Source organism: Actinomycetospora callitridis (assembly GCF_028737265.1).
Taxonomy (GTDB): Bacteria; Actinomycetota; Actinomycetes; order Mycobacteriales; family Pseudonocardiaceae; genus Actinomycetospora; species Actinomycetospora callitridis.
Map to the genome: position 1 here is coordinate 186578 of NZ_JAQZAK010000002.1, position 22714 is coordinate 209291.

General features: G+C 73.9%; 25 protein-coding genes and 1 pseudogene. 7 read left to right on the plus strand and 19 right to left on the minus strand.

Annotated features, from left to right (window positions below):
* Positions 1 to 21: 21 nt before the first annotated feature.
* On the minus strand, positions 22 to 573 hold the full coding sequence (locus tag PH191_RS06810; RefSeq protein WP_274188211.1) for a PH domain-containing protein: 552 nt from the start codon (positions 571 to 573) through the stop codon (positions 22 to 24).
* Between the two features lie 14 nt (positions 574 to 587).
* Positions 588 to 746, minus strand: coding sequence for a hypothetical protein (locus tag PH191_RS06815; RefSeq protein ID WP_274188210.1), 159 nt, complete (start codon positions 744 to 746; stop codon positions 588 to 590).
* Between the two features lie 103 nt (positions 747 to 849).
* Between PH191_RS06815 and PH191_RS06820 the strand changes: the two genes are divergently transcribed.
* Positions 850 to 1332, plus strand: coding sequence for an NUDIX hydrolase (locus PH191_RS06820; RefSeq protein WP_274193870.1), 483 nt, complete (start codon positions 850 to 852; stop codon positions 1330 to 1332).
* Between the two features lie 59 nt (positions 1333 to 1391).
* Here the strand turns inward: PH191_RS06820 and PH191_RS06825 are convergent, their stop codons facing one another.
* Positions 1392 to 1907: a MaoC family dehydratase gene (locus PH191_RS06825; protein ID WP_274193871.1), complete on the minus strand. Its 516-nt coding sequence runs from the start codon at positions 1905 to 1907 to the stop codon at positions 1392 to 1394.
* Between the two features lie 296 nt (positions 1908 to 2203).
* On the opposite strand from PH191_RS06825, the gene PH191_RS06830 reads away from it, so the two are divergent.
* A complete protein-coding gene (locus tag PH191_RS06830) occupies positions 2204 to 3319 on the plus strand; it encodes a magnesium and cobalt transport protein CorA (protein ID WP_274193872.1) in 1116 nt (371 codons plus the stop codon).
* Between the two features lie 18 nt (positions 3320 to 3337).
* Here the strand turns inward: PH191_RS06830 and PH191_RS06835 are convergent, their stop codons facing one another.
* The 3 genes from PH191_RS06835 to PH191_RS06845 all read right to left on the minus strand — a co-directional run bounded on the left by PH191_RS06835 (position 3338) and on the right by PH191_RS06845 (position 6259).
* Positions 3338 to 3856 carry a YflT domain-containing protein gene (locus PH191_RS06835; protein WP_274188206.1) on the minus strand — a complete coding sequence of 173 codons (519 nt, stop codon included), beginning with the start codon at positions 3854 to 3856 and terminating at the stop codon, positions 3338 to 3340.
* A 126-nt stretch (positions 3857 to 3982) separates the two neighbouring features.
* On the minus strand, positions 3983 to 5176 hold the full coding sequence (locus tag PH191_RS06840) for an acyl-CoA dehydrogenase family protein (RefSeq protein WP_274193873.1): 1194 nt from the start codon (positions 5174 to 5176) through the stop codon (positions 3983 to 3985).
* Positions 5177 to 5299: 123 nt separating this feature from the next.
* Positions 5300 to 6259 (minus strand): HpcH/HpaI aldolase/citrate lyase family protein, encoded by a 960-nt coding sequence (locus PH191_RS06845; RefSeq protein ID WP_274188204.1) that lies wholly within the window; start codon positions 6257 to 6259, stop codon positions 5300 to 5302.
* 158 nt (positions 6260 to 6417) lie between these two features.
* On the opposite strand from PH191_RS06845, the gene PH191_RS06850 reads away from it, so the two are divergent.
* The 3 genes from PH191_RS06850 to PH191_RS06860 all read left to right on the plus strand — a co-directional run bounded on the left by PH191_RS06850 (position 6418) and on the right by PH191_RS06860 (position 9644).
* Positions 6418 to 7680, plus strand: a complete 1263-nt coding sequence (locus PH191_RS06850) for a magnesium transporter MgtE N-terminal domain-containing protein (RefSeq protein ID WP_274194679.1) — start codon at positions 6418 to 6420, stop codon at positions 7678 to 7680.
* Positions 7673 to 8317, plus strand: a complete 645-nt coding sequence (locus PH191_RS06855; RefSeq protein WP_274193874.1) for a DUF1003 domain-containing protein — start codon at positions 7673 to 7675, stop codon at positions 8315 to 8317. Before PH191_RS06850 ends, PH191_RS06855 begins: the two co-directional genes overlap by 8 nt.
* Positions 8318 to 8507: 190 nt before the next feature.
* Positions 8508 to 9644 (plus strand): Mrp/NBP35 family ATP-binding protein, encoded by a 1137-nt coding sequence (locus PH191_RS06860; RefSeq protein ID WP_274193875.1) that lies wholly within the window; start codon positions 8508 to 8510, stop codon positions 9642 to 9644.
* 155 nt (positions 9645 to 9799) lie between these two features.
* On the opposite strand, the gene rsgA is transcribed toward PH191_RS06860, so the two are convergent.
* Both rsgA and PH191_RS06870 read right to left on the minus strand, forming a co-directional pair.
* Positions 9800 to 10861: a ribosome small subunit-dependent GTPase A gene (gene rsgA, locus PH191_RS06865; RefSeq protein ID WP_274193876.1), complete on the minus strand. Its 1062-nt coding sequence runs from the start codon at positions 10859 to 10861 to the stop codon at positions 9800 to 9802.
* 298 nt (positions 10862 to 11159) lie between these two features.
* The gene (locus PH191_RS06870; RefSeq protein ID WP_274193877.1) at positions 11160 to 12032 is read right to left on the minus strand and encodes a dioxygenase family protein; all 873 of its coding nucleotides are present in this window, start codon (positions 12030 to 12032) and stop codon (positions 11160 to 11162) included.
* 83 nt (positions 12033 to 12115) lie between these two features.
* On the opposite strand from PH191_RS06870, the gene PH191_RS06875 reads away from it, so the two are divergent.
* Positions 12116 to 12643, plus strand: a complete 528-nt coding sequence (locus tag PH191_RS06875; protein WP_274193878.1) for a MarR family winged helix-turn-helix transcriptional regulator — start codon at positions 12116 to 12118, stop codon at positions 12641 to 12643.
* Here PH191_RS06875 and PH191_RS06880 read toward each other — a convergent pair.
* The 5 genes from PH191_RS06880 to sigE form a co-directional block, all read right to left on the minus strand.
* Positions 12594 to 13388, minus strand: a complete 795-nt coding sequence (locus PH191_RS06880) for an adenylate/guanylate cyclase domain-containing protein (RefSeq protein ID WP_274193879.1) — start codon at positions 13386 to 13388, stop codon at positions 12594 to 12596. The genes PH191_RS06875 and PH191_RS06880 overlap by 50 nt on opposite strands.
* Positions 13389 to 13471: 83 nt before the next feature.
* Positions 13472 to 13912 carry a Sec-independent protein translocase protein TatB gene (gene tatB / locus PH191_RS06885; protein WP_274193880.1) on the minus strand — a complete coding sequence of 147 codons (441 nt, stop codon included), beginning with the start codon at positions 13910 to 13912 and terminating at the stop codon, positions 13472 to 13474.
* Positions 13913 to 13920: 8 nt separating this feature from the next.
* On the minus strand, positions 13921 to 15609 hold the full coding sequence (locus tag PH191_RS06890; protein ID WP_274193881.1) for a S1C family serine protease: 1689 nt from the start codon (positions 15607 to 15609) through the stop codon (positions 13921 to 13923).
* A 193-nt stretch (positions 15610 to 15802) separates the two neighbouring features.
* Positions 15803 to 16483, minus strand: a complete 681-nt coding sequence (locus PH191_RS06895; protein ID WP_274193882.1) for a hypothetical protein — start codon at positions 16481 to 16483, stop codon at positions 15803 to 15805.
* Positions 16480 to 17115: an RNA polymerase sigma factor SigE gene (gene sigE, locus PH191_RS06900; RefSeq protein WP_274193883.1), complete on the minus strand. Its 636-nt coding sequence runs from the start codon at positions 17113 to 17115 to the stop codon at positions 16480 to 16482. Before sigE ends, PH191_RS06895 begins: the two co-directional genes overlap by 4 nt.
* Positions 17116 to 17333: 218 nt before the next feature.
* Between sigE and PH191_RS06905 the strand changes: the two genes are divergently transcribed.
* Positions 17334 to 18101 carry an O-methyltransferase gene (locus tag PH191_RS06905; protein WP_274193884.1) on the plus strand — a complete coding sequence of 256 codons (768 nt, stop codon included), beginning with the start codon at positions 17334 to 17336 and terminating at the stop codon, positions 18099 to 18101.
* A gap of 49 nt (positions 18102 to 18150) precedes the next feature.
* Here the strand turns inward: PH191_RS06905 and PH191_RS06910 are convergent, their stop codons facing one another.
* The 6 genes and pseudogenes from PH191_RS06910 to PH191_RS06935 form a co-directional block, all read right to left on the minus strand.
* Positions 18151 to 19701: a leucyl aminopeptidase family protein gene (locus PH191_RS06910; protein WP_274193885.1), complete on the minus strand. Its 1551-nt coding sequence runs from the start codon at positions 19699 to 19701 to the stop codon at positions 18151 to 18153.
* A 26-nt stretch (positions 19702 to 19727) separates the two neighbouring features.
* Positions 19728 to 19895, minus strand: a complete 168-nt coding sequence (locus tag PH191_RS06915) for a DUF3117 domain-containing protein (RefSeq protein WP_274188192.1) — start codon at positions 19893 to 19895, stop codon at positions 19728 to 19730.
* A gap of 164 nt (positions 19896 to 20059) precedes the next feature.
* Positions 20060 to 20665 (minus strand): DNA-3-methyladenine glycosylase I, encoded by a 606-nt coding sequence (locus tag PH191_RS06920; RefSeq protein WP_274193886.1) that lies wholly within the window; start codon positions 20663 to 20665, stop codon positions 20060 to 20062.
* 7 nt (positions 20666 to 20672) lie between these two features.
* Positions 20673 to 21140: an SRPBCC family protein gene (locus PH191_RS06925; protein WP_274193887.1), complete on the minus strand. Its 468-nt coding sequence runs from the start codon at positions 21138 to 21140 to the stop codon at positions 20673 to 20675.
* A gap of 223 nt (positions 21141 to 21363) precedes the next feature.
* Positions 21364 to 21642, minus strand: a pseudogene (locus tag PH191_RS06930) (DivIVA domain-containing protein); the annotation flags it as partial.
* Between the two features lie 37 nt (positions 21643 to 21679).
* Positions 21680 to 22627: a glucosyl-3-phosphoglycerate synthase gene (locus PH191_RS06935; RefSeq protein ID WP_274193888.1), complete on the minus strand. Its 948-nt coding sequence runs from the start codon at positions 22625 to 22627 to the stop codon at positions 21680 to 21682.
* Positions 22628 to 22714 lie beyond the last annotated feature (87 nt).

Consider the following 22714-nt stretch of genomic DNA (forward strand, 5'->3'; position numbering starts at 1 on the left):
ATTGGGATCACGACGCCAGTATCAGCGCCGGCGGCCCCGCGCCCCACCGAACCCGGACCCCGGGAGGGTGTACGAGCGGGTCTGGCGCTTGTCGCCGAACACCAGCTCGGAGATGGCCTCGTAGACCTCTTCGGGGTCGGGCAGATAGTGGATCTGGTTGAGCGCCTGGATCTGGCCGGCCGACTCGATGACCATCGTCCCGTAGCCGAGCAGGCGCCCGTTGAACGTGCGGATGAAGCTGAGGTCGGTGACCTTGGTCAGCGGCATCATGCCGACGTTGTGGGTGAAGATCCCCTTGGTGAGCATCACCCGCTTGTCGGTGACGACGACCTTCTCGACCCACCACTCGCTGACCTTGTAGCTCGACTTCAGCAGCACGAGCAGCGCGCCGTACCAGAACAGGTTGTCCAGCACGACGTTCTGCGGGAGGAACGCGGCGCCGAGCGCGAGCAGGACGAACAGGATGACGGCCTGCAGGACCTCGCCGACGATGACCGCCCAGTGGCGCCGGAAGCGGATCACCCGCCGTTCGGTCGGCAGGACGTACTCGTCGACCTCGCGGGGTGCCAGCACGACGGCCTCCGGACCTAGAACAACGCTTGGATGAACGCGACCACGGAAGCGGCCGCGTCACCCAGGATAGTGAGGATGTTCAGCACGAGGTCGGCTGAATTCTGCGGCTGTGAGATGACGAAGAAGAGTGCGAACGCGACACCCACGATGATGCCGATCTTCTTCGCGTTCACCAGGTTCCCTCGCGGTGCTCGGTCGACGGTCGTGCGTCGGCAGTATGGGCCGGTCCGGGCGCGGACGGCCATCGGGTCACGGGTGATACTAGGGTGAACTCCTGTGACGACGCGTGATCCGGGGTCGGTGCCCGGCGCGTCGTCCCCGGACGAGGTCCTCTGCGTCGGCGGCATCGTCACCGACGCCGCCGGACGGCTCCTCCTGATCCGCCGCGCCCACCCGCCCGAGGCCGGCCGGTGGTCGCTGCCGGGCGGCAAGGTCGAGCCCGGCGAGACGGTGCCCGAGGCGACACGCCGCGAGGTCGCCGAGGAGACCGGGCTCGACGTCGAGGTGGGCGACGAGGTCGGCCATGTGCGCCGGCCCGCGCCCGACGGGCGGGTCTTCGCGATCCACGACCTGCGCTGCCGCCCGCGCGACCCGGCCGCGACCCCGCGCGCCGGCGACGACGCCGCCGACGCGCGCTGGGTCGACGCCGCCGCCTACGACGCGCTCGACGCGGCCGGGGAGCTCGTCACCGGGCTCACGGCCGCGCTGCGCGGGTGGGACTGCCTGCCGCGCGATCTCGGACGCGCCGGAGGTCGATAGTCAGCGCGACGAAGGAGCGCTGACCACCGCATCTCCTTGGCGCGACTGGCTGGTCCCCCCTAGTCGCGCTGGGGAACGGGGCGGCGGGGCTGCTCGGCTTCCAGGGCCTCGTCGGACCCCTCGGCCGCCGGACGCTTGGGCACCATGACCTTGCGGCGGTAGATGCAGACCACCACGCCGTCCTGGTTGTAGCCGATCGTCTCGACTCCGACGACGCCGCGGTCGTTCTTCGACGACGACTCCTTCTTGTCCAGCACCGTCGACTCGCCGTAGATCGTGTCGCCGTGGAAGACCGGCTTGACGTGGCGCAGCGACTCGACCTCGAGGTTGGCGATCGCCTTGCCGGACACGTCGGGCACCGACATCCCCAGCAGCAGCGAGTAGACGTAGTTGCCGACGACGACGTTGCGGCCCTGCTGGGTCCCGGACGCGTAGTGGTTGTCCAGGTGCAGCGGGTGGTGGTTCATCGTGATCAGGCAGAACAGGTGGTCGTCGTACTCGGTGACCGTCTTGCCGGGCCAGTGCTTGTAGGTCGCACCGACCTCGAACTCCTCGAAGTACCGACCGAACTGCACGAATCCGCCTCCTGAACGTCTGTGGTCATGGCGGTGTCGGACGGGCGACGGGAGAGTCCGCCGTCCGGCGCCGCATGTGGCGGCCGTTAGGATGACGGATCGACCGACGTGGTGTCGTGCGGGGCGAGGGAGGTGAGACGTGGACGACTCGAGGTCCGACCTTCCGCCGAGTACGGGCCGCGTCTCCTCCCGGACGCCCGCCGCGCGCTGATCGGCGCGGCTCGGCCGGGGAGGGACGCGGTGGCTCATCCGCCCGTAGCCCCCGTCTCCACACCGTCCGGTCCCCGGAGGTCCCCATGCCCAGCCTGCCCACGCTGCGCAACGCCGGTTCGCGCGTGATCCGCCCCGGCCGTCCCCGCACCCAGGACCCGCGGGTGCCGCACGTGCCCCTGTCCGCCTTCGTCGTCGACTGTGCGGTGTACGTCGACGGCAAGCGGCTCGCCGGCCGGTGGACCCACCGCGAGGCGATCGCGGAGGTCCGCCGCCGCGAGGAGGGCTTCGTCTGGATCGGCCTGCACGAGCCCGACGCCGAGCAGATCACCGACATCGCCGAGGTCTTCGGGCTGCACCCGCTCGCCGTCGAGGACGCGGTGCACGCGCACCAGCGCCCGAAGATCGAGCGCTTCAGCGGCACGCCGGGCGGCGGGGACGACATGCTGTTCTCGGTGTTCAAGACCATGCGCTACGTCGCGCACGCGTCGCCGACGACGGCCAACGAGATCGTCGAGTCGGGCGAGCTCATGGTCTTCCTGGGCCGGGACTTCGTCGTCACCGTCCGCCACGGCCAGCACTCCGGCCTGCGCCGCGTCCGGCACCAGCTCGAGTCCGAGCCCGAGCACCTCGCGCAGGGCCCGGCGGTCGTGCTGCACGCGATCGCCGATCACATCGTCGACGCCTACCTCGACGTCTCCCAGAGCGTCGAGGGCGACATCGACACGATGGAGGCCGAGGTCTTCGCGCCCTACAGCGAGGTCGGCGCGGAGCAGATCTACCTGATGAAGCGCGAGGTCCTCGAGCTGCGCCGCGCCGTCGGCCCCCTCGTGACGCCGATGCGCCGGCTCACCGAGGGCTACTCCCCGCTCGTGCCGTCGGAGGTGCGCAGCTACTTCCGCGACGTCGACGACCACCTCGCGACGGTGGCCGAGCGCGTCGCGTCGTTCGACGAGCTGCTCACGACCCTCGTCGACGCCGTGCTCGCCAAGATCACGCTGCGCCAGAACAACGACATGCGCAAGATCACCGCCTACGCCGCCCTGCTGGCGGTCCCGACGATGCTCGCCGGCATCTACGGCATGAACTTCGACTACATGCCCGAGCTGCACTGGGAGTTCGGCTACCCCGCGGTGATCCTCGTGATCCTGACCATCTGCGGGGTGCTCTGGCGGACCTTCCGCCGCAACCGCTGGCTCTGAGCTTCCTCTCGCGGACGATCAGGTGTCGGTGCCCAGCGCCAGCTTGCTCAGCATGTCCCGGGCCTTCTCGGCGTTGCGGGGCTGGCAGAGGACGTCGTAGCGCCCGGCGACGATCTGGCTCTGCGAGGTGAAGTCCCGCCGGCCCCGCGAGGCGCCGTAGGTGATCGCCCCGGACACGACGCCGAAGATGATGCCGATGACGAGGCCGGTGAGGATCGACCCGAACCCGCTGCCGACGGGCGCGAGCAGCGAGAGCACCAGGCCCACGAACAGACCCAGCCAGGCGCCGGACGCGGCGCCGGTGAGCAGCACGCGGCCCCAGGTCAGGCGGCCGATGACCCGCTCGACGAGCATGAGGTCGACGCCGACGATGGTCACGTCGGCGACGGGGAACTCGTTGTCCGCCAGGTGGTCGACGGCGCGCTGGGCCTCCTCGTACTTGGCGTAGGAGCCCACGGGCCAGCCCGACGGCGGCTCGGGGAGGTTCGGCAGCCCGGGCTGGGCGCCGGGGCGGTTCCCGGTGAACGGCGCAGTCACGACTCTTCCCTCGCTGTCCTTCTGGGCGGTCCTTCACTCATGTCAACGGTGCACCCGGCCGGGGAGTGCCCGGGCCGGGTGCACTGTGACGCGAAACGGTACCGCCGATCGGTGCAGCGAAGGTGATCAGCGCAGCTTGTAGTCCTTGAGCAGGCCGCGGCTGATGATCGTCTTCTGGATCTCCGAGGTGCCCTCGCCGATGAGCAGGAACGGCGCCTCCCGCATGAGGCGCTCGATCTCGTACTCCTTCGAGTAGCCGTAGCCGCCGTGGATGCGGAACGACTCCTCGGTGACCTCCTTGCAGTACTCGGAGGCGAGCATCTTCGCCATGCCGGCCTCGACGTCGTTGCGCTCGCCGCGGTCCTTGAGGCTGGCGGCGTTGACCATCATGTGGTGCGCGGCCTCGACCTTGGTGGCCATCTCGGCGAGCTTGAACGCGATGGCCTGGTGCTGGGCGATCGGCTTGCCGAACGTCGAGCGCTGCTGGGCGTACTCGATGCCGAGCTCGAAGGCGCGGATCGCGATGCCGCAGGCGCGGGCGGCGACGTTGACGCGGCCCACCTCGACGCCGTCCATCATCTGCGCGAAGCCCTTGCCGGGCGCGTTGCCCAGCACCTGGCTCTGCGGGATGCGGTGGCCGTCGAACACCATCTCGGTGGTGTCGACGCCCTTGTAGCCCATCTTGTCGATCTTGCCGGGGATCGAGAGGCCCTCGGCGACCTTGCCGAAGCCGCGGGGCTTGTCGACCAGCAGCGTCGTCAGGTTCTGGTAGGGCTTCTCGGCGCCCTCGTCGGTCTTGACCAGCACCGCGGTGAGGTTCGACGAGCCGCCGTTGGTCAGCCACATCTTGGCGCCGTTGACGACGTAGTCGTCCCCGTCGGCCTTCGCGCTGGTCTTGATCGCGGCGACGTCGGAGCCGAGGTCGGGCTCGGACATCGAGAACGAGCCGGTGATCTCGCCGGTCGCCATCTTCGGCAGGTAGTGCGCCTTCTGCTCGGCGGTGCCGTGCTGGCGCAGCATGTAGGCGACGATGAAGTGGGTGTTGATGACGCCGGAGACGCTCATCCACCCGCGGGCGATCTGCTCGACGACGAGCGCGTAGGTCAGCAGCGACTCGCCCAGACCGTCGTACTCCTCCGGGATCATGAGCCCGAACAGGCCCATCTCCTTCATCCCGTCGACGATGTCCTGCGGGTAGACGTCGTCGTGCTCGAGCTGCTGCGCGTGCGGGATGATCTCCTTGTCCACGAAGTCGCGGACGGTGGACAGGATCTCCTGCTGCACATCGGTGAGACCGGCGGTCTGGGCGAGGCGTGCCATGCGTCGTGCTCCTGCTCGTGAGTGGTTACCGGCCAGTATGCCGTCGATCCGTCCCGGCGAAGGGCGCCTCTCGCCGCTCTGTCCGGCTGAAGGTGCCCTGCGCGCGGGAACGCGGGCGACGGCTCACGACTCCGGCGGCGTCCAGCGCTCGCCGCGGGTCATCCCGGCGGCGCGGCCCTTGCCCGCGATGACGAGGGCCATCTTGCGTGACGCCTCGTCGATCATCTCGTCACCGATCATCGCCGAGCCCTTCTTCCCGCCGGCCTCGGAGGTGAAGTACTCGTAGGCGTCGAGGATGTTCTCGGCGTGGTCGTAGTCGTCCTGGTCGGGCGAGAAGACCTCGTTCGCGGCGTCGATCTGGCCGGGGTGCAGCACCCACTTGCCGTCGAAGCCCAGCGCGGCCGACCGGCCGGCGACGCGGCGGAAGCCGTCGACGTCGCGGATCTGCAGGTACGGGCCGTCGATGGCCTGCAGGTCGTAGGCGCGGGCCGCCATGAGGATCTGCATGAGGATGTAGTGGTAGGCGTCGCCCACGTCGTAGCCGGGGGGCTGCTCGCCGACCACCAGCGACTTCATGTTGATCGAGGCCATGAAGTCGGCCGGGCCGAAGATGATGGTCTCGTTGCGCGGCGAGGCGGCGGCGATGGCGTTGACGTTGGTCAGGCCCATCGCGTTCTCGATCTGGGCCTCGATGCCGATCCTGCCGACCTCGTAGCCCATGGTCTTCTCGATCTGGGTGAGCAGGAAGTCCAGCGCGTGGACCTGCTCGGCGTTCTGCACCTTCGGCAGCATGATCGCGTCGAGGTTGGCCCCGGCGCCCTCCACGACCTCGGTGACGTCGCGGTAGGTCCACTCGGTGGTCCAGTCGTTGACGCGCACGACGCGCGTCTTGCCCTCCCAGCCGCCCTCGTTGAGCGCGGCCACGATCGTCTTGCGGGCCTCGGGCTTCGCCAGCGGTGCGCAGGCGTCCTCGAGGTCCAGGAAGATCTGGTCGGCGGGCAGTGTCCGGGCCTTGTCGATGAACTTCTGGCTCGACCCGGGCACCGCCAGACACGACCGGCGGGGGCGGTTCTCGACACTCACGAGTAGCTGACCTCCATGTCCACGTGACCGGCGCCGATGCTGACACGCGCCACGGCGCAGCATCGGCCGAGGTGGCGACCCTCTCACCCGTGTGCGGATCCGACTCGATACAGCCCGCCGCAGGTCCCGACGGTTAGCCTGCTCCGGTGACTACCGCCATGGGCAGGGTGTTCGTCGCCCGCATGGTCGGGCTGCCCGTCCTCGGACCGGACGGCGAGCGGATCGGCCGGGTGCGCGACGCGGTGTGCGCGGTGGCCGTGGGTCCGCGGCCGCCGCGCGTGCTCGGGCTGGTCGTCGGCGTCGGCTCGCGGCGCCGCATCTTCGTGCCGATGCTGCGGGTGACCACCGTCGACGCCGCCGCGGTCACGCTGGCCACCGGGCAGGTCAACCTCCGCGCGTTCGCCCAGCGCCCCAACGAGGTGCTCGTCGTCGGCGAGATGCTCGACGCCCGCGTCCGCGTGGTCGACCACGACGCCGACGCCCAGGTCGTCGACGTCCTCATGGAGCACCAGCGCAGCCGCGACTGGCTGGTGACGCGCCTGGCGGTGCGCGAGCTCGTCGGACGACTCGGACGGCGGGGACCGGTGCAGGTGCTGCCCTGGGCCGCGGTGTCGGGGCTGTCGCTCTCGGAGTCCGGGCAGGGCACCGAGCAGCTGCTGGCCACCTTCGAGGACATGCGGCCCGCCGACATCGCCCACGCGCTGATGGACCTCCCCCAGCGGCGCCGCCACGACGTCGCCGACGGCCTCGGCGACGACCGCCTGGCCGACGTGCTCGAGGAGCTGCCCTCCTCCGAGCAGCAGGACCTCCTGCGCCACCTCACCACCGACCGCGCCGCCGACGTCCTCGAGGAGATGGACCCCGACGACGCCGCCGACCTGCTCGCCGACCTGCCCGGCGCCGAGTCCGAGGAGCTCCTCGGCCTCATGGAGCCCGAGGAGTCCGAGCCGGTCCGGCGCCTGCTGACGTACTCGTCGAACACCGCCGGCGGCCTCATGACGCCGGAGCCGATCGTGCTCGCGCCCGGGGCGACGATCGCCGAGGCGCTCGCCCACGTCCGCAACCCCGACATCACCCCGGCGCTGGCCTCGATGGTGTTCGTCGCCCGGCCGCCGTCGGCCACCCCCACCGGGCGCTACCTGGGCTGCGTGCACGCCCAGCGGCTGCTGCGCGAGGCGCCGTCGGACCTGGTCGCGGGCGTGCTCGACTCCGAGCTCACCCGCCTCGGGCCCGAGGCGTCGCTGGCCGAGGTGACCCGCTACTTCGCCACCTACAACCTGGTCTGCGGCCCGGTCATCGACGAGGCGGGACACCTGGTCGGCGCGGTGACCGTCGACGACGTCCTCGACCACCTGCTCCCCGAGGACTGGCGCTCGCACCCCGACCCGGAGCCGGCCGCGAGGGGTGGCGGCCATGCCTGAGCCCAGCACCCGCCGGCGCCTCGACCAGCCCGCCGGCACGCGCCGCCTGCGCCTCGGCGTGGACGCGGAGTGGTTCGCGAAGGTCGCCGAGCGCCTCGCCCGGTTCCTCGGCACCGGGACGTTCCTGCTGTGGCAGTCGGTGATCGTGCTGATCTGGATCACGCTGAACGTCTTCGCGATCAGCCTGCAGTGGGACCCCTACCCCTTCATCCTGCTCAACCTCGCGTTCTCCACCCAGGCCGCGTACGCCGCGCCGCTGATCCTGCTGGCGCAGAACCGCCAGGACGACCGCGACCGCGTCTCCCTCGAGGAGGACCGCACGCGGGCGGGCCGGCTCTCCGCCGAGACCGAGTACCTGGCCCGCGAGCTGGCGTCGATGCGCCTGCAGCTCGGCGAGGTCGTCACCCGCGACTACCTGCGCGGCGAGCTCGAGCAGGCGCGCGGTGGCCGGGACGGGCGCGACGACCGGGGCGGCAAGAGCGACAAGGCCCTGGAGAAGGCGGTCACGAAGGCCGTCGACCGCGCCGTCGACCGGCAGCTGGGCACCGTCGTCGAGCAGGCGCTCGTGCGGGCCCTGGAGCGGACGTCGGAGCGGGCCTCGACCACCGACGGCGGGGCGCACAGCAACGGCCGGTGACGGGCCGGTGACCCGGCAGTGACGTGCGACGCGCCCGGGCCGGACAACACGGACCGGACCGGCACGTAGCATGGCGGTGAGCCGACGGGGGCTGGGCGCGCTCGAGAGAGCCCGGCGCAGCCTCCGCCCCCGGTCCCGACGCAGGGCACTCCCCCGGGACCCCCACGTCCGAGAAGTCGAGAAGGGTCCGATGGCCGAAGCACCGTCCGTCGACGCGATCCGGTCCGCACTGGCCGGCGTCGAGGATCCCGAGATCCACAAGCCGATCACCGAGCTGGGCATGGTCAAGGACATCCGCGTCCTCGACCACGGCAAGGTCGAGGTGGCCGTCTACCTGACCGTCGCCGGCTGCCCGATGAAGGACACCATCACCTCGCGGGTGACCACGGCGGTCTCGGCGGTCTCCGGTGTCACCGCGGTGTCGGTCGAGCTCGACGTCATGAACGACGAGCAGCGCCGCGAGGTCCGCAAGACCGTCCGCGGCGACGCCGACGAGCCGGTCATCCCGTTCGCCCAGCCGGGCTCGCTGACGCGCGTCTACGCCGTGGCGTCGGGCAAGGGCGGCGTCGGCAAGTCGTCGGTGACGGTGAACCTGGCGGCCGCCATGGCCGACCGCGGCCTGTCCGTCGGCGTGGTCGACGCCGACATCTACGGGCACTCCGTGCCGCGCATGCTCGGCACCGACGAGCGGCCCACCAAGGTCGACGACATGATCCTCCCGCCGCAGAGCCACGGCGTGAAGGTCATCTCGATCGGCATGTTCACCCCGGGCAACACCCCCGTGGTCTGGCGTGGCCCGATGCTGCACCGCGCGCTGCAGCAGTTCCTCGCCGACGTGTTCTGGGGCGACCTCGACATCCTGCTGCTCGACCTGCCCCCGGGCACCGGCGACATCGCGATCTCCGTCGCGCAGCTGATCCCGAGCGCCGAGCTGCTCGTGGTCACCACGCCGCAGCAGGCGGCCTCCGAGGTCGCCGAGCGCGCGGGCGCGATCTCGCTGCAGACCCGCCAGCGCCTCGCGGGCGTCGTCGAGAACATGTCGTGGATGGACATGCCCGACGGGTCCCGCATGGACCTGTTCGGCTCCGGCGGCGGCCAGAAGGTGGCCGACTCGCTGGCCAAGTCCGTCGGCGGCAACGTCCCGCTGCTGGGCCAGATCCCGATCGACACCCGCCTGCGCGAGGGCGGCGACGCGGGCATGCCACTGGTGCTCACCCAGCCCGAGTCCCCCGCCGGCGCCGCCCTGCGCGCCGTCGCCGAGAAGCTCTCGGTGCGCTCCCGTGGGCTCGCGGGGATGTCGCTGAACATCTCGCCCGCCGGGCGGTAGCTCGCGGGCGTAGAAGCAGCGAACGCGCTGTTCGCTGCTTCTAAGCGCGCAAAGTCCCCGCTCGCTCGGGGCAGTGCGACCGAGGGGCCGCAGCGAACGCGCTGTTCGTACGCATAGAAGCAACGAGCAGCGCGTTCGCTGCGTCGACCGGGGCCTCAGCGGCCGCGCTCGCGGTAGGCGGCGCGCTGGGCCTTGGTGATCGTCTTCGACCGGCCCCGGCGTTCGGCCGCCAGCCGGGCGTCGGTGCGCGCCGCCGCCCACTCGTCCTCGCGCTGGAGCTTGCGGTAGGCCTCCCAGCGCCGCTCCGGGAGCTCGTGGGCCTCGACCGCGGCCCGCACCGCGCACCCGGGCTCGCGATCGTGCGCGCAATCGGCGAAGCGGCAGCCGTCGGCGAGCTCGACGACGTCGGTGAACGCCTTGTCGATGCCCTCGGCGGCGTCGACGAGCCCGACGGCCCGCAGGCCCGGCGTGTCGACGAGGACGCCGCCCTCGAAGGGCACGAGCTCGCGGTGCACCGTCGTGTGGCGGCCCTTGCCGTCGGAGGCGCGGACCTCCCCGACGGCCAGGGCCTCCTCGCCGAGCAGGGCGTTGGCGAGCGTGGACTTGCCGGCCCCGGAGGGACCGACGAGCACCGTGGTGCCGCGCGCGGCCGTCGCCACCTCGTCAAGTCCCTCGCCGGTCACGGCGCTGACGGCCAGGACCTCAACACCGGGCGCCGAGAGGGCGAGCTCGGCGACCGCGTCGGCGACCGCCTCGAGCCGGTCGGACTTCGTCAGCACGACCACGGGCGTCGCCCCGCTCTCCCAGGCCAGGGCGAGCAGGCGCTCCATGCGGCCGGCACGCCCGCCGGACTCGCACGGGACGGTGACGAGCACGGTGTCGACGTTCGCGGCGAGCACCTGGGCCTCGGAGCGCCCCGACACGGTGGCGCGCACCAGGGCGGTGCGCCGGGGCAGGACGGCGGCCACGGACGGGGTGCCGCTGCGGGGATCACTGCCGGGGTCGACGAGCACCCAGTCCCCCACCGCGGGCGGGACGGGGCAGCGGGCGCGCAGGCGGCCGCGGTCGGTGAGGACGTCGACGCGGCCGCGGTCGACGCGGGCGACGCGGCCGGGCAGCCGGCCGGGCCCGTCGTGCGCGAGGGCGAGCTGCTCCCACGCGTCGTCCCAGCCGTAGCGGGACAGGGTCGAGATCGATGAGGGTGAAACAGAGAGCACTGGAGGGGACCCTTCGAGGAGCCGCCGTCACGTGACGGTGGCGAGGAACCCTGGTGCGCAGCACTCAGCGCGAGCCGGTCGGCGTCACCAGGCGGTGCGTCGGACGGCGCCTCTCATGGCGCCGGTGCGGGCCGCCATGGCGTTCACTCCTCGAAACCCGAGCCCGGGATCGTCCCCGGTCCGCGTCAGCATGCTCCGGGAATCCGGCCGTCGCCAAGCCCTTTCCCGGCGAACGAACGGGGAGTTCGTCCGCCTAGAAGCAGTGAACAGGCCGTTCGCTGCAACGGGAAGGCGAGCCTCAGGCCACCTGGAGCGACCGGCGGGACAGGCCCCACATGGTGCCGTCGATCGTCGTCGTCACCGGCGCCTCGGGGTCGGTGGCCGCACCGAGGGTGACGAACAGCGGCACGAAGTGCTCGGCCGTCGGGTGCGCGTAGGGCATGCCCGGGGCCTCGCGGAAGCGGTGCAGCGTCTCGAGGTCGCCGCGGTCGAGGGCGTCGGCGGCCCAGGCGTCGAAGTCGCCCGTCCAGCCCGGGGTGTCCTTCCCCGCGAGCATCTCGCGGGACAGGTACGGCAGCCCGTGGGTCATGAAGCCCGAGCCGATGACGAGCACGCCCTCGCTGCGCAGCTCGCGCAGCCGTGCGCCGATCGCGAGCAGGCGGTCCGGGTCCTCGGTCGGCATGCTCATCTGCAGGACGGGCACGTCGCCGAGCGGGTACATGACCTTGAGCGGCACCCAGGCGCCGTGGTCGAGCCCGCGGCGCGACGCGTGCGCCGGCCGGCCGTCGGGCAGCGTGGCGGCGACGCGGGCGGCGAGCGCGGAGGCGTCGGGCGTCGCGTAGGTCATCCGGTAGAAGCGCTCGGCGAAGCCGCCGAAGTCGTACACCAACGGTGTGTCGGCCTCGGCGCTCGTCAGCGTCAGCGGCGCGGACTCCCAGTGCGCCGACACGATGAGGATCGCCTGGGGCGTCGGCAGCCGGTCGGCCCACGCGCAGAGGCGCGTCATCCACTCCGCGTCGTCGAACAGCGGCGGGGCGCCGTGGCTGAGGTAGAGCGCGGGCAGCGGCCCGTCCTGCGGGGTCCAGGGCGTGCGGCCGGCGGCCCGCTCACGGGCGCCCGGCTCGAAGGCGTCGAACGCCGCTCCCGGGTGGGCGGTGGCGAACGGGTCCATGGCAGCACGCTCCAGTCGGTGGTTGATCGTTCAACACCGAACACTACCTGCGAAGAGTTGAAGCATCAAGTAATGTGGGACCCATGACCGAGGGGCCCTGGCTGGACGACGACGAGCAGCGGGCGTGGCGGCGCACGGCCGCCGTGATGACGCTGCTGCCCGCCGCGCTCGACGCGCAGCTCCAGCGCGACGCCGGACTGACCCAGTTCTCCTACCTGACGTTGGCCATGCTCTCCGAGACGCCGGGCCGGACGCTACCGATGAGCGCGCTGGCCGCCACGGTCAACTCGTCGCTCTCCCGCCTCTCGCACGTGGTCGCGCGGCTCGAGCAGCAGGGCTGGGTCGTCCGCGAGCCCTCGCCGGACAGCGGCCGGGTCACCGTCGCGCGGCTCACCGACGCCGGCATGGAGAAGGTGCGCGAGACCGCCCCCGGCCACGCCGCCGAGGTCCGCCGGCTCATCTTCGACGCGCTCGACTGCGACGGCGTCGAGTCCCTGGCGTGCGTGGCCGCCGCCATCCTCGGGCGGCTCGACCCCTCCGGCGGGATGCGGGCGAACCCGCTCAGCCAGGAGGCCCCCCGGGCTTCCGGCGACCGACGCGCCACGGGGTGATGTCCGGGGGCACGCCCTTGCCTCGGCGGCGGCTCAGCGGGAACGTCGCGTAGGAGCCGTCCAGGAGTGCGCGGGTCGGGCTCGAGACGCACACCTCGCCGGCGCCCGCCGCGTCCGTGATCCGGGCCGCGATGTTGACGTCGCGCCCGTAGTAGTCGCCGCCGAGCTGCTGGGGACGGCCGACGTGCACGCCGGCGCGCAGGTGCAGGCGGTGGCCGTCGACGTCCAGCTCCTCGACGGCGTCGCGGGCCGCGAGCGCCACCTCGACGGCGTCCTCCACGGTCGGGTGGACGGCCATCAGCCCGTCGCCGAGGCGCTTGACCACCCGGCCCCGCCGGCGCACCAGCGGCTCGACGGCCGCGCCGACCCGTCGCAGGGCGGTGACGGCGAGGTCGTCGCCGACCTCGAGCGTCCAGTCCGAGAAGCCCGCGAGGTCGGTGAACAGCACGACGACGTCGTCCCCGTCGGGCCGCTCCTCGACCCCGGCGTGGGCCTGCCAGAGCTGCAGCGCCGTGAGACCGACCTCGCGCAGCACGCTGGGGCGCGTCGCGGCCAGCGGGGCGAGCTGGGCGGCCAGGCGGCCGACCGCGTCGTCACCGGTCGAGAGCGGATCACCGTAGAACGGGTCGCCCGGGAGCCACGAGCGCGTCCACTCGACGGCCGCGAGCAGCCGCGGGTCGCTGTCGAGGCGGCTGGCCGCCTCGAGCACCCGCCGGCGCATCGGCTCGCCCTGACGCACGATCACGCTGATCGACGCTAACAGCGGAGCCCCGATCGGCTCCCGGCTCACCCCCGTGAGGAGCGCCACGAGACCTCGCAGCGACCCCGTCAGGTCGCGTCGGGGTCCAGCGGGGCGATCTCGCCCGGCCCGAGGGGGCGGTCCGCCTCCCGGCGCGTGGTCGAGGGCACCGGGATTCCCGCGGCCGCCGGCGGGACCGCCGGGGCCGGGGAGGCGGCCGGGGCGCCCGGCGCGGTCGAGCCGCTCCAGGTGCCGTCGACGGGCGGGTCGGTGAACAGGTGCTGGCGCACGGCACGGCGGGGGTTGAGGTCGCGCACCGAGCGCAGGTCCTCGAGGGGCTTGCGCAGGTCCTCGAACTCGGAGCCGAGCTCGGACCGCAGCTGGTCGCGGGCACCGGTGGCGTAGTCGCGGACCGTCCGGACGGTGTTCGCGACCCACGCCGCGGCGGCGGGGAGCCGCTCGGGACCGAGGACGAACAGGCCGACGAGGGCGAGGACGAGCAGCTCGGGCCAGCCGATGTTGTCGAACATCCCGCCCCCTAGAGCGTGACCTGCAGCGACAGCGGACGGCCCTGCCGCACGACGCCGAGGGTGATCGCCTGGCCCGGAGGGTGCTCCCGCACGGCCACGACGAGCTCGTCCGCCGACGCGATCGGGCGGTCGTCGACGCGCAGGACCACGTCGCCCTCCAGCAGCCCGGCGCGCGACGCGGGTCCACCCTGGCGCACGTTGAGCACCTGCGCACCGTCCGAGGCGCCGTCCGTGACCGACTTCGCGTTCACCCCGAGGTCGCTGTGGGTGTACCCGCCGGTACGGATGATCGACTCGGCGATGACGCGGACGTCGTCGATCGGGATGGCGAACCCGAGCCCGATCGACCCGCCCTCGCCACCGCCCAGCGTGCGGATCGCGGTGTTGATGCCGACGACGGCCCCCGAGGTGTCGACGAGCGCGCCGCCGGAGTTGCCCGGGTTGATCGCCGCGTCGGTCTGGATGGCGTCGATGACGGGATTCGACTCGGCGGACTCGGCGTCGAGGCGCACCGGGCGGTCGACCGAGCTCACGATGCCCTCGGTGACCGTGCCGGCCAGGCCGAGGGGCGACCCGATCGCGATGACCCCGTCGCCCACCTGCAGATCCGACGAGCGCCCGAGCTGCGCGACCACGGGGTTGGCCAGTTCGACCTTGACGACGGCGACGTCGGTCTGCGGGTCGCGGCCGACGACCCGCGCCGGGGCCCGCAGCCCGGAGGCGAAGACGGCCTCGAGGGTGGCCCGCGGGTCGGTGGCCGCGAGCTCGACGACGTGGTTGTTGGTGACGATGTAGCCGTCGGGGCTGAGCACGACGCCCGACCCGGTGCCGCCGCTCGACCCCGCCTGGAGCTCGAGGGACACCACGGCCGGCGCGACCCGGCCGGCCACGTCGGCGACCGAGCCCGGCGGGCGCTCGCGCCCCGGCGAGACGGGGGTCAGCGAGGCACCCGGGTCGACGAGACGGTCGGCGCCGCCCGCGACCGCCCAGCCGACGACGCCCCCGACCCCGCCGAGCACCAGCGCGACGACGGCGAGCAGGGCCAGCGCCGTCGGCTGCACGCGGCGCCCGAGGATCAGCTCGCGTGCGGAAAGGCGGGCGCCGACGGGACGCTCGGCGCTGCTCCCGTGCGACTCGCGCAGCGCCGGGCCGCCGAGCTCGGCGGCGGCGTCCGGGTTGCGCCAGGGGTCGGCGGACGACGTGTCGTCCCAGAAGTCGTCGGAGCGGTCGGCGTCCGCGTCGGCGGGGCGGTCGGGGCGCTGCAGCGGGGCGGACGTGTCGCTCGCGCCGCCGGGGCGCCCGAACGCGGAGACCAGCGCCGGGGCCGGCGGCTCGTGACGTCCGGACGGACGGGAGCCCGGGTGCCCGTTGGCGCCGGGTCCGAACGCGCCCCGGACGCCCTCGGGGCGGCCGAACACCGCCGCCAGCTCGCGCTCTCCGGGGGCGGACCGGTGGCCGTTGCCGGCGCCGTTGCCGGCGCCGTTGCCCGAGCCGTTGCCCGAGCCGTTGCCCGTGCCGTTGCCGGTGCCGTTCCCCGAGCCGTGGCCGTTGCCCGTGTGGCCGTTCGTGGCCGGTGACGCGTGGCCGTTGGTGGCGTGGCCGTTCGTCGGGGCGTCGACGCCCGAGCTGCCACCCGGGCCGGCAGCCGACTCGGTCTCCGGCGCGGCGGCGCCGCCGGGCTCCGTGGGGCCGGTCATCGGGTCACTCTCGCGATCCGGACAAACCGGACGATGTGGCCGCTGCTGCCCGAGCGGTGGGCGGGGAGGGTCCCGGGCTCAAGGGTGGTGCTCATCGCCCCACCACCGTAGAGCCTCGGGGCGCGGCCTGCGTCGACACCGTCACAGCGTGCGACCAGTGCGGTGAAGGGCCGGTCAGCGCAGGAGGAACGGGTCAGGGCGCGCCGGGGCCGTGCGGCGCGGACGCCGGGCGCGACGGGCCCTCGTGGCGGACGGCATCGCGGGCGGAGTCGCTCGCGGAGTCCGTGTCGCGGGTGGCGAGCTGGGCGGCGGCCGCCGTGGGCGTGACCCGCGGCGCGACGCTGCCGGGCGCGGCCGGCGCAGTACCCGCGACCACGGCCGGGCCGGCGAACGCCGCGAGGGCCGCGGCGCCGACGACGACGCCGGAGCTCACGGCGACGGGCAGACCGAGCGTGCGTCGGCGACCCCATCGGGACCGCCCGGTCTTCGTCACACCACCGGTGACGTCCGCGGTGTCCGGGGTGTCGGCGGTGCGTCCGGCCTGCGCGGGCACGACGAGCGTGCCGTCGGCGGCCACGGCGAGACCCGCGGGCGCGCCGGGCAGCGGCGCGACGTCCGGGATCGAGCACAGGGTGCTGAACAGGGAGCTCGGCACGCACGGGTCGCCCGCGGCCCGCACCCGGCGCCGGGCCTGCCGCTGGGCGGCGACCTCGGCGGCGCAGGTCAGGCAGCGATCCACGTGCGCGGCCGCGCGGTGCGCCGGGCCGGGCGGGAGCTCCTCGTCGACGAAGGCGACGACCGCGTCGAGGGCGAGGTGCCCGGACTCGGTGAACCGCTCCGACCAGCCCGACCACCCGGAGCGCCCCGAGATCATGCGGGCCTCCCGACGGGGACGGCGGCGACGCGCTCGGCGGCGCGGGACTCGAGCGAGGCGCGCAGCGCCTGGCGCCCGCGGTGGATGCGACTCCTCACGGTCCCCAGTTTGACACCCAGAGTCGCCGCGATCTCCTCGTACGACAGGCCTTCGACGTCACAGAGCACGACGGCGGCGCGGAACTCGGGCGCCAGGGCGTCGAGCGCGGCCTGCAGATCGGGGTCGAGGTGGGCGTCGGACCACACCTGCTCCGGGCTCGGGTCGCCGCCGGGGAGACGGTCGGTGTCCTCGGGCAGTCCCTCCATCCGCAGGCGGGCGCGGCGGCGCACCATGTCGAGGAAGAGGTTGGTGGTGATGCGGTGCAGCCAGCCCTCGAACGTCCCGGGCTTGTAGCCGGCGAGCGAGCGGAACACGCGGATGAACGTCTCCTGCGTGAGGTCCTCGGCGTCGTGGGCGTCGCCCGTGAGGCGGAAGGCGAGCCGGTACACGCGGTCGGCGTGCTGGCGCACGACGTCGTCCCACGTCGGCGGGACCCAGACCTCGCCCTCGACGGCGTGGTCGGAGGCCGACTCGACGTCGGTGACGGTCTCGACGGGGCGGTCGAGGACCGCGGTGGCGGGGCGGTCGGGCATCGGGGTGCGTGCTCCTCGGCTCGTCCTGGCGGTGCCGGTCGGGGGTTCCGGCGACCTGACACCACCATGGCGGGCCCTCATGTCACGGACGTGAGGTCGTGCTGAGAGACGGCTGAGGATCCTGGGGGTTGCTCGTCACGCGCCCCGACCCCGACCGGGTGAGCGGCGAGTCGGCGCGGCACGCCGTCCGGGCCGCCCGGACGATCTAGCCTGCTCGGATGGCGACGGGGCGCCCCGGGGGGCGCGGTGGAGGCGTGCGCGGCACGCCCCGCGCGCTGCGGGCGGTCCGGCGTGACGTCCCCGCGGCGAACGGTACGGCGACCGACGGCGACGGTGCGGGCGAGGCCCCCGCGGCCGTCCGCGCGGGCTCCCGCCTCGGCGAGCGCGCCGAGGCCTTCCTCGCCGAGGACCCCCTGCTCGCCGGCCTGCGCGAGCAGTCGGTGGCCGAGGGCGTCGTCGCCGTCGCGCCGGCGACGGCGGCCGCGCTGACCTTCCTCGCGACGTCGACGCGGGCGCGCGCCGTCGTGGAGATCGGCACCGGGCTCGGCGTCGGCACCGTGGCCCTGCTGCGCGGGATGCCCTCCGACGGCCTGCTCACGAGCATCGACACCGACGGCGGCCGCCAGGCGCGGGCCCGGGCGGCGTGCGTCGAGGCGGGTTTCGGGCCGGGCCGGGTGCGGATGATCACCGGGTCGTCGCGGCAGGTGCTGCCGAAGCTCTCCGACGGCGGGTACGACCTCGTCGTCGTCGACGGCGTCACCACCGACTTCCCCCGCGACCTCGAGGCCTCGCTGCGTCTGCTCCGCCCGGGCGGGGTGGTCGTGCTGGACGACGTGCTGTGGCAGGGCCGCGTCGCCGACCCGGTGCGCCGCGAGGCCGTCGCCGGCGCGCTGCGTGAGACGGTGCGGGCCGTGCGCGAGGACGAGCGCCTCGTCCCGCTGCTGCTCCCGGTGGCCGAGGGCCTGCTCTGCGCGGCGCGACGCTAGGGGCTCCGCCCATGTGAGTGATCCGTGTCGTCAGGACGACCCGGATCACTCACGTGGGCCGCAGGCCCCTCGCCGCGCAGAACTCGACGAGCGTCCGGGTGGCGAAGCCCGTCGCGCCCTTGGCGACCTCCTCGTGCGGGGAGTCGCAGCGCGCCGGTCCGGCGATGTCGAGGTGCACCCACGGCCGCCCGTCGGTGAAGCGGCGCAGGAACAGCGCCGCGGCGATGCCGCCGGGGCCGGGCGGGGCCTGGCGCACGTCGGCGATCGTCGAATCGACGTCGGTGTCCAGGTGCGCCGACAGCGGCATCGGCCACCACGCCTCGCCGACGGCGGCGCCGGCGTCGACGATCGCGGTGCGGAGGTCGGGCGAGCTCGCGAACACCCCGCCGGTGCGCACGCCGAGCGCGACCTTCATGGCCCCGGTGAGCGTGGCGACGTCGACGACGACGTCCGGCGCGAGCTCCTCGAGCGCGAACGCGATCGCGTCCGCGAGCACCATCCGGCCCTCGGCGTCGGTGTTGGTGACCTCCGAGGTGGTGCCCCCGCGGTGCCGCACGACGTCGCCGGGCCGGTAGGCCGAGCCGGACACGTGGTTCTCGGCCAGCGGCACGAGGCCGGTGACCCGGACCGGCACGTCCAGGCGCGCCACCGCCCGCATCGCGGCGACCACGGCGGCGCCGCCGGAGCAGTCGGTGCGCATGTCCGCCATGCCGGCGTTCGGCTTGATCGAGATGCCGCCGGTGTCGAAGGTGATGCCCTTGCCGACGAGGACGACGTGGCCCGCGTCCGGTGCGGCCTCGGCCGGTGACCAGCGCAGCTCGAGGAAGCGCGGCGGGCGTGACGAGCCACCGCCGACCGCGAGGACGCCGCCGAACCCGTGCTCGGCGAGCCAGGTCTCGTCGCGGACCGTCACCTCGAGGCCCGCGTCGGCGACGAGGTCGGTCGCGGTGGTCGCGAACCAGTCCGGGGACTTGGTGCCCGACGGGGTGTCGGCGAGGTCGCGGGCGCGCGCCGTGGCGGTGGCGAGCTCGACGGCCCGCTCGACCGCCTCGTGGTGCTCGGCGGGGACGTCGAGGTGGACCGTCACGCGGGCGCCGGGGCCCGTCGACTTCACGGAGAACCGGTGCGAGCCCAGGACGACGCCGAGCGCCAGCGACGCCCAGTCGTCGGCGGTCCCGGGGAGGTCCTCGGGGCGCGCCGGCGCCAGGGTGGCCGTACGGGGGCCGTCGCCGGCGCCCACGGCTGCGCCCGGGGCGTCCCGCAGCGCGCGCACAGCGGCGGCCCCGGCGGCACGCCAGTCGCGGGGACGGCCCTCGCCGACACCCACCAGCCACTGCGCGGGGGCCGGGCCGGGGAGTGCGGCGACGGAGCCGGCCGACGGGCGCCAGCCCGGCGGCGCGCCCTCGACCGCCCCGTCCCCGTCGTCGGTCTCGTCGTCGCCGGCGCTCTCGGTCGACTCGTCGGAGGTGGTGTCGGACCCGTCTGTGCCGTCGCGTCGGCGCCACCGCAGGACGGCGACGGGGCCGTCCGGGACCGCGGTGGTCAGCGTGGCGAGCGGGGTGGGCAGGGCCGGGGACGCGAAGGGCGCGTCCCCGGTCACGGCGTCCCGCCCGGCGGTTGCGGTGCTCAGCCGACCACGCCCGTCAGAGCCTCCCGCAGGTCGCCCGCCTCGTCCGCCGTCATCTCGACGACGAGGCGCCCCCCACCTTCGAGCGGCACGCGCATCACGATGCCGCGCCCCTCCTTGGTGACCTCGAGGGGACCGTCTCCGGTCCGGGGCTTCATGGCCGCCATAGCGTGCTCCCTCCGCGAGCTGCGTCGTTCCCGTTCCCCGCGTCGCCCGCGTGGGCGTCCGGAGAGCGAGCGCCGTGTGACAGGCGACGATTCTTCACCATGCGACCGACCGGCACGACACCGGAGCGATCATCCGGGCGTGTCCGCCCCGGTCACGCGGCCGGTCAGCCCCCCGGTGCGCCGATCGCGCGGAAGCATCCGGCCACGTGGTCGTCGACCATCCCGGTCGCCTGCATCAGCGCGTAGCAGGTCGTGGGGCCCACGAACCGGAAGCCGCGGGCCCGCAGCGCCTTCGCCATCGCGGCCGACGCGGGGGTGGTCGCGGGCACGTCGTCGAACCCGCTCGGCGGCTGCTCCCGCGGGGGCGGGGCGAACGACCAGAGCAGGGTGTCGAGGTCCTCGTCCCGGTCGGCCAGGGCCAGCACGGCGCGGGCGTTGGCCACCGTCGCCTCGATCTTGGCGCGGTTGCGCACGATGCCCGCGTCGGCGAGCAGGCGTGCGGTGTCGGTCTCGTCGAAGCGGGCGACGGCCTCGGGGTCGAACCCGGCGAAGGCCTCCCGGAACGCGGGGCGCTTGCGCAGCACGATCAACCAGGAGAGGCCGGACTGGAACGCCTCGAGGCTGATCCGCTCGTAGAGCGCGTCGCGGCCGTGGAGCACCCGGCCCCACTCGCGGTCGTGGTACTCGGCGAGCAGCTCGCCACCCGCGCCCCAGGGGCAGCGGCCGACCCCGTCGTCGCCGACGATCGCCACATTCCCCGGGGAGCTCACCGCCTGCTCACCGCGACCAGCTCTCCTCGCACCGGCGGGCCAGGACGTCGAGCGAGCGCTTGACGCCCCAGGCGAACGCCGGCTTGACCAGCGGCCACCCGAGCGCCCCGAGGGCGCCGAGCGGCAGGTCGAGCTGCTCGCTCCACACGAACGTCGACGCCTCGCGGCCGTCGTCGGTGCGGCGCTCCAGGACGGTGAACACGCCGCTGCCGCGCACGACGCGGCCGGTGTGGCGGACGGTGGCCCGGTGCGGCGGGTCCCAGCCGACGATCTCCATCGTGTCGGTGACACCGAGGGGCCCGACGCCGGTGGTCGCCGCGAGTTCCGACCCGACGCTCGTGCCGTCGCCGCGGGTGACCTTCACGGCGGTGCCGAGCATCCACTCACCCTGGGACTCCCAGTCGGTGACCTCGCCCCACACCGTCTCGACCGGTGCGTCGACGTCGACCGACACCGTGATCTCCCGTCGCGCCATCCGGCGTTCCTCCCGCGTGCTGTCGGGACCCGCGTCAGCGTCCGGGGCCGTCGACGCCGGACATTCCCCGCCCGGCACCGGACGACGCCCCTTGTGACGCAGCTTGTGCCGGGCCGAGCGCGTCCCGGCCCGTCACGGTCGGGTCGGTCGGCGTCGGGTCGGCCAGGTCGCTCGCGGGTTCGGCGTGGCCGTTGAGCGTCGCCGCGGGTGCCTCGCCGTCGGACTCCATCGCCTCGATACGGGCGCGCAGGGCGTCGACCTCGGCCGCGAGGCGCTCGAGCGCCCAGTCGACCTCGCTGCACTTGTAGCCGCGCAGGGCCTGCTGGAAGCGCAGGTCGCGCACGTCGCCGGCCGTGAGGTCGCGGGCGGGCAGCCGCGTGGGGGTGGCGCCGGGCGGCATCGGGGCGAGCTCCTCGCCCCGGCCGAAGACGAAGGCGGCCAGCAGGTAGACCGCGGCGGCCACGAGGCCCACCACGATGACGTACACCAGCGCGCTGCCCATGGCCCTCGATCGTAGGGGTGCCGGCCGATGCTCTCCGTCAGCTCCCGGTGGCCCGCTGTGTCGCGAGCGGCGGGCGGTCCGCGGTGGCGACGGCCTGCTCGTCGGGCAACCAGTCGCCGTCGACGGGCACGAACTGCGTCAGCGGGTCCGCGCCCGGGTGCCCGGGGACGCAGCGGCGCAGCACGGCGTCGAGCACCTCGGCGGCCGTGGCGCCCAGGGCCCGCAGACTGCGATGGCGGTGCTTGCGCACGCCGAGGTCGACCTGGGCGATCGCGTCGAGCCCGCGCGTGGTGTGGGTGTCGAGGAGCAGGCCGATCTCGACGCCGTAGCCCGCGGCGAAGGGCAGCGACTCGAGCAGCTCGCGGGTCGCGGCGTACTCGCCGCCGAGGGGCTGCACGACGCCGGAGAGCTCGGGACGCAGCGCGGCGAGGGCCGGGCGGGCGGTCAGCTCGGTGACCCGGCCGCCGCCGGTGAGGGCCGCGTCGGCGTCGGCCATCCCGGACAACGGAAGCCTGAGAGGTCGGTGGTAGAAGCCCTTGACCAGCGCCACGCCCTCGACGGTGAGCAGCGGGCCGAGCAGGTTCACGACGAAGTCGGGGCCGAGGTCGACCAGGTCGGAGTCGAGGAAGACCACCAGGTCGCCCGACGTGGCCGCGAGCGAGCGCCACAGCACCTCGCCCTTGCCCGGCCGGATCGGCACCTCGGGCAGCACGGCGTCGCGTGGGACGACACGGGCCCCGGCCGCGCGGGCGCGGGCGGCGGTGGCGTCGGTGGACCCGGAGTCGACGACGACGATCTCGTCGACCAGCGTGCCGAGCAGGGGGCGCACCGCGGCGACCACGCCGCCCACCGTCGCCTCCTCGTCGAGCGCCGGCAGGACCACCGACACCGTCCGCCCGGCACGGGCCGCAATCAGCTCCGACGCGGTCCACGTGGGGCGGGTCCACGTCCGCCGCGGGAACCACTGCTCGGTCGCGTCCCTCACCGACGGTCCTGAGCGTGCCGGGGAGATCGTGTATCAAGACGGCATGGTGACCGAGCACCGGGACGTGGCCCGCGGCGTGGGGACGGG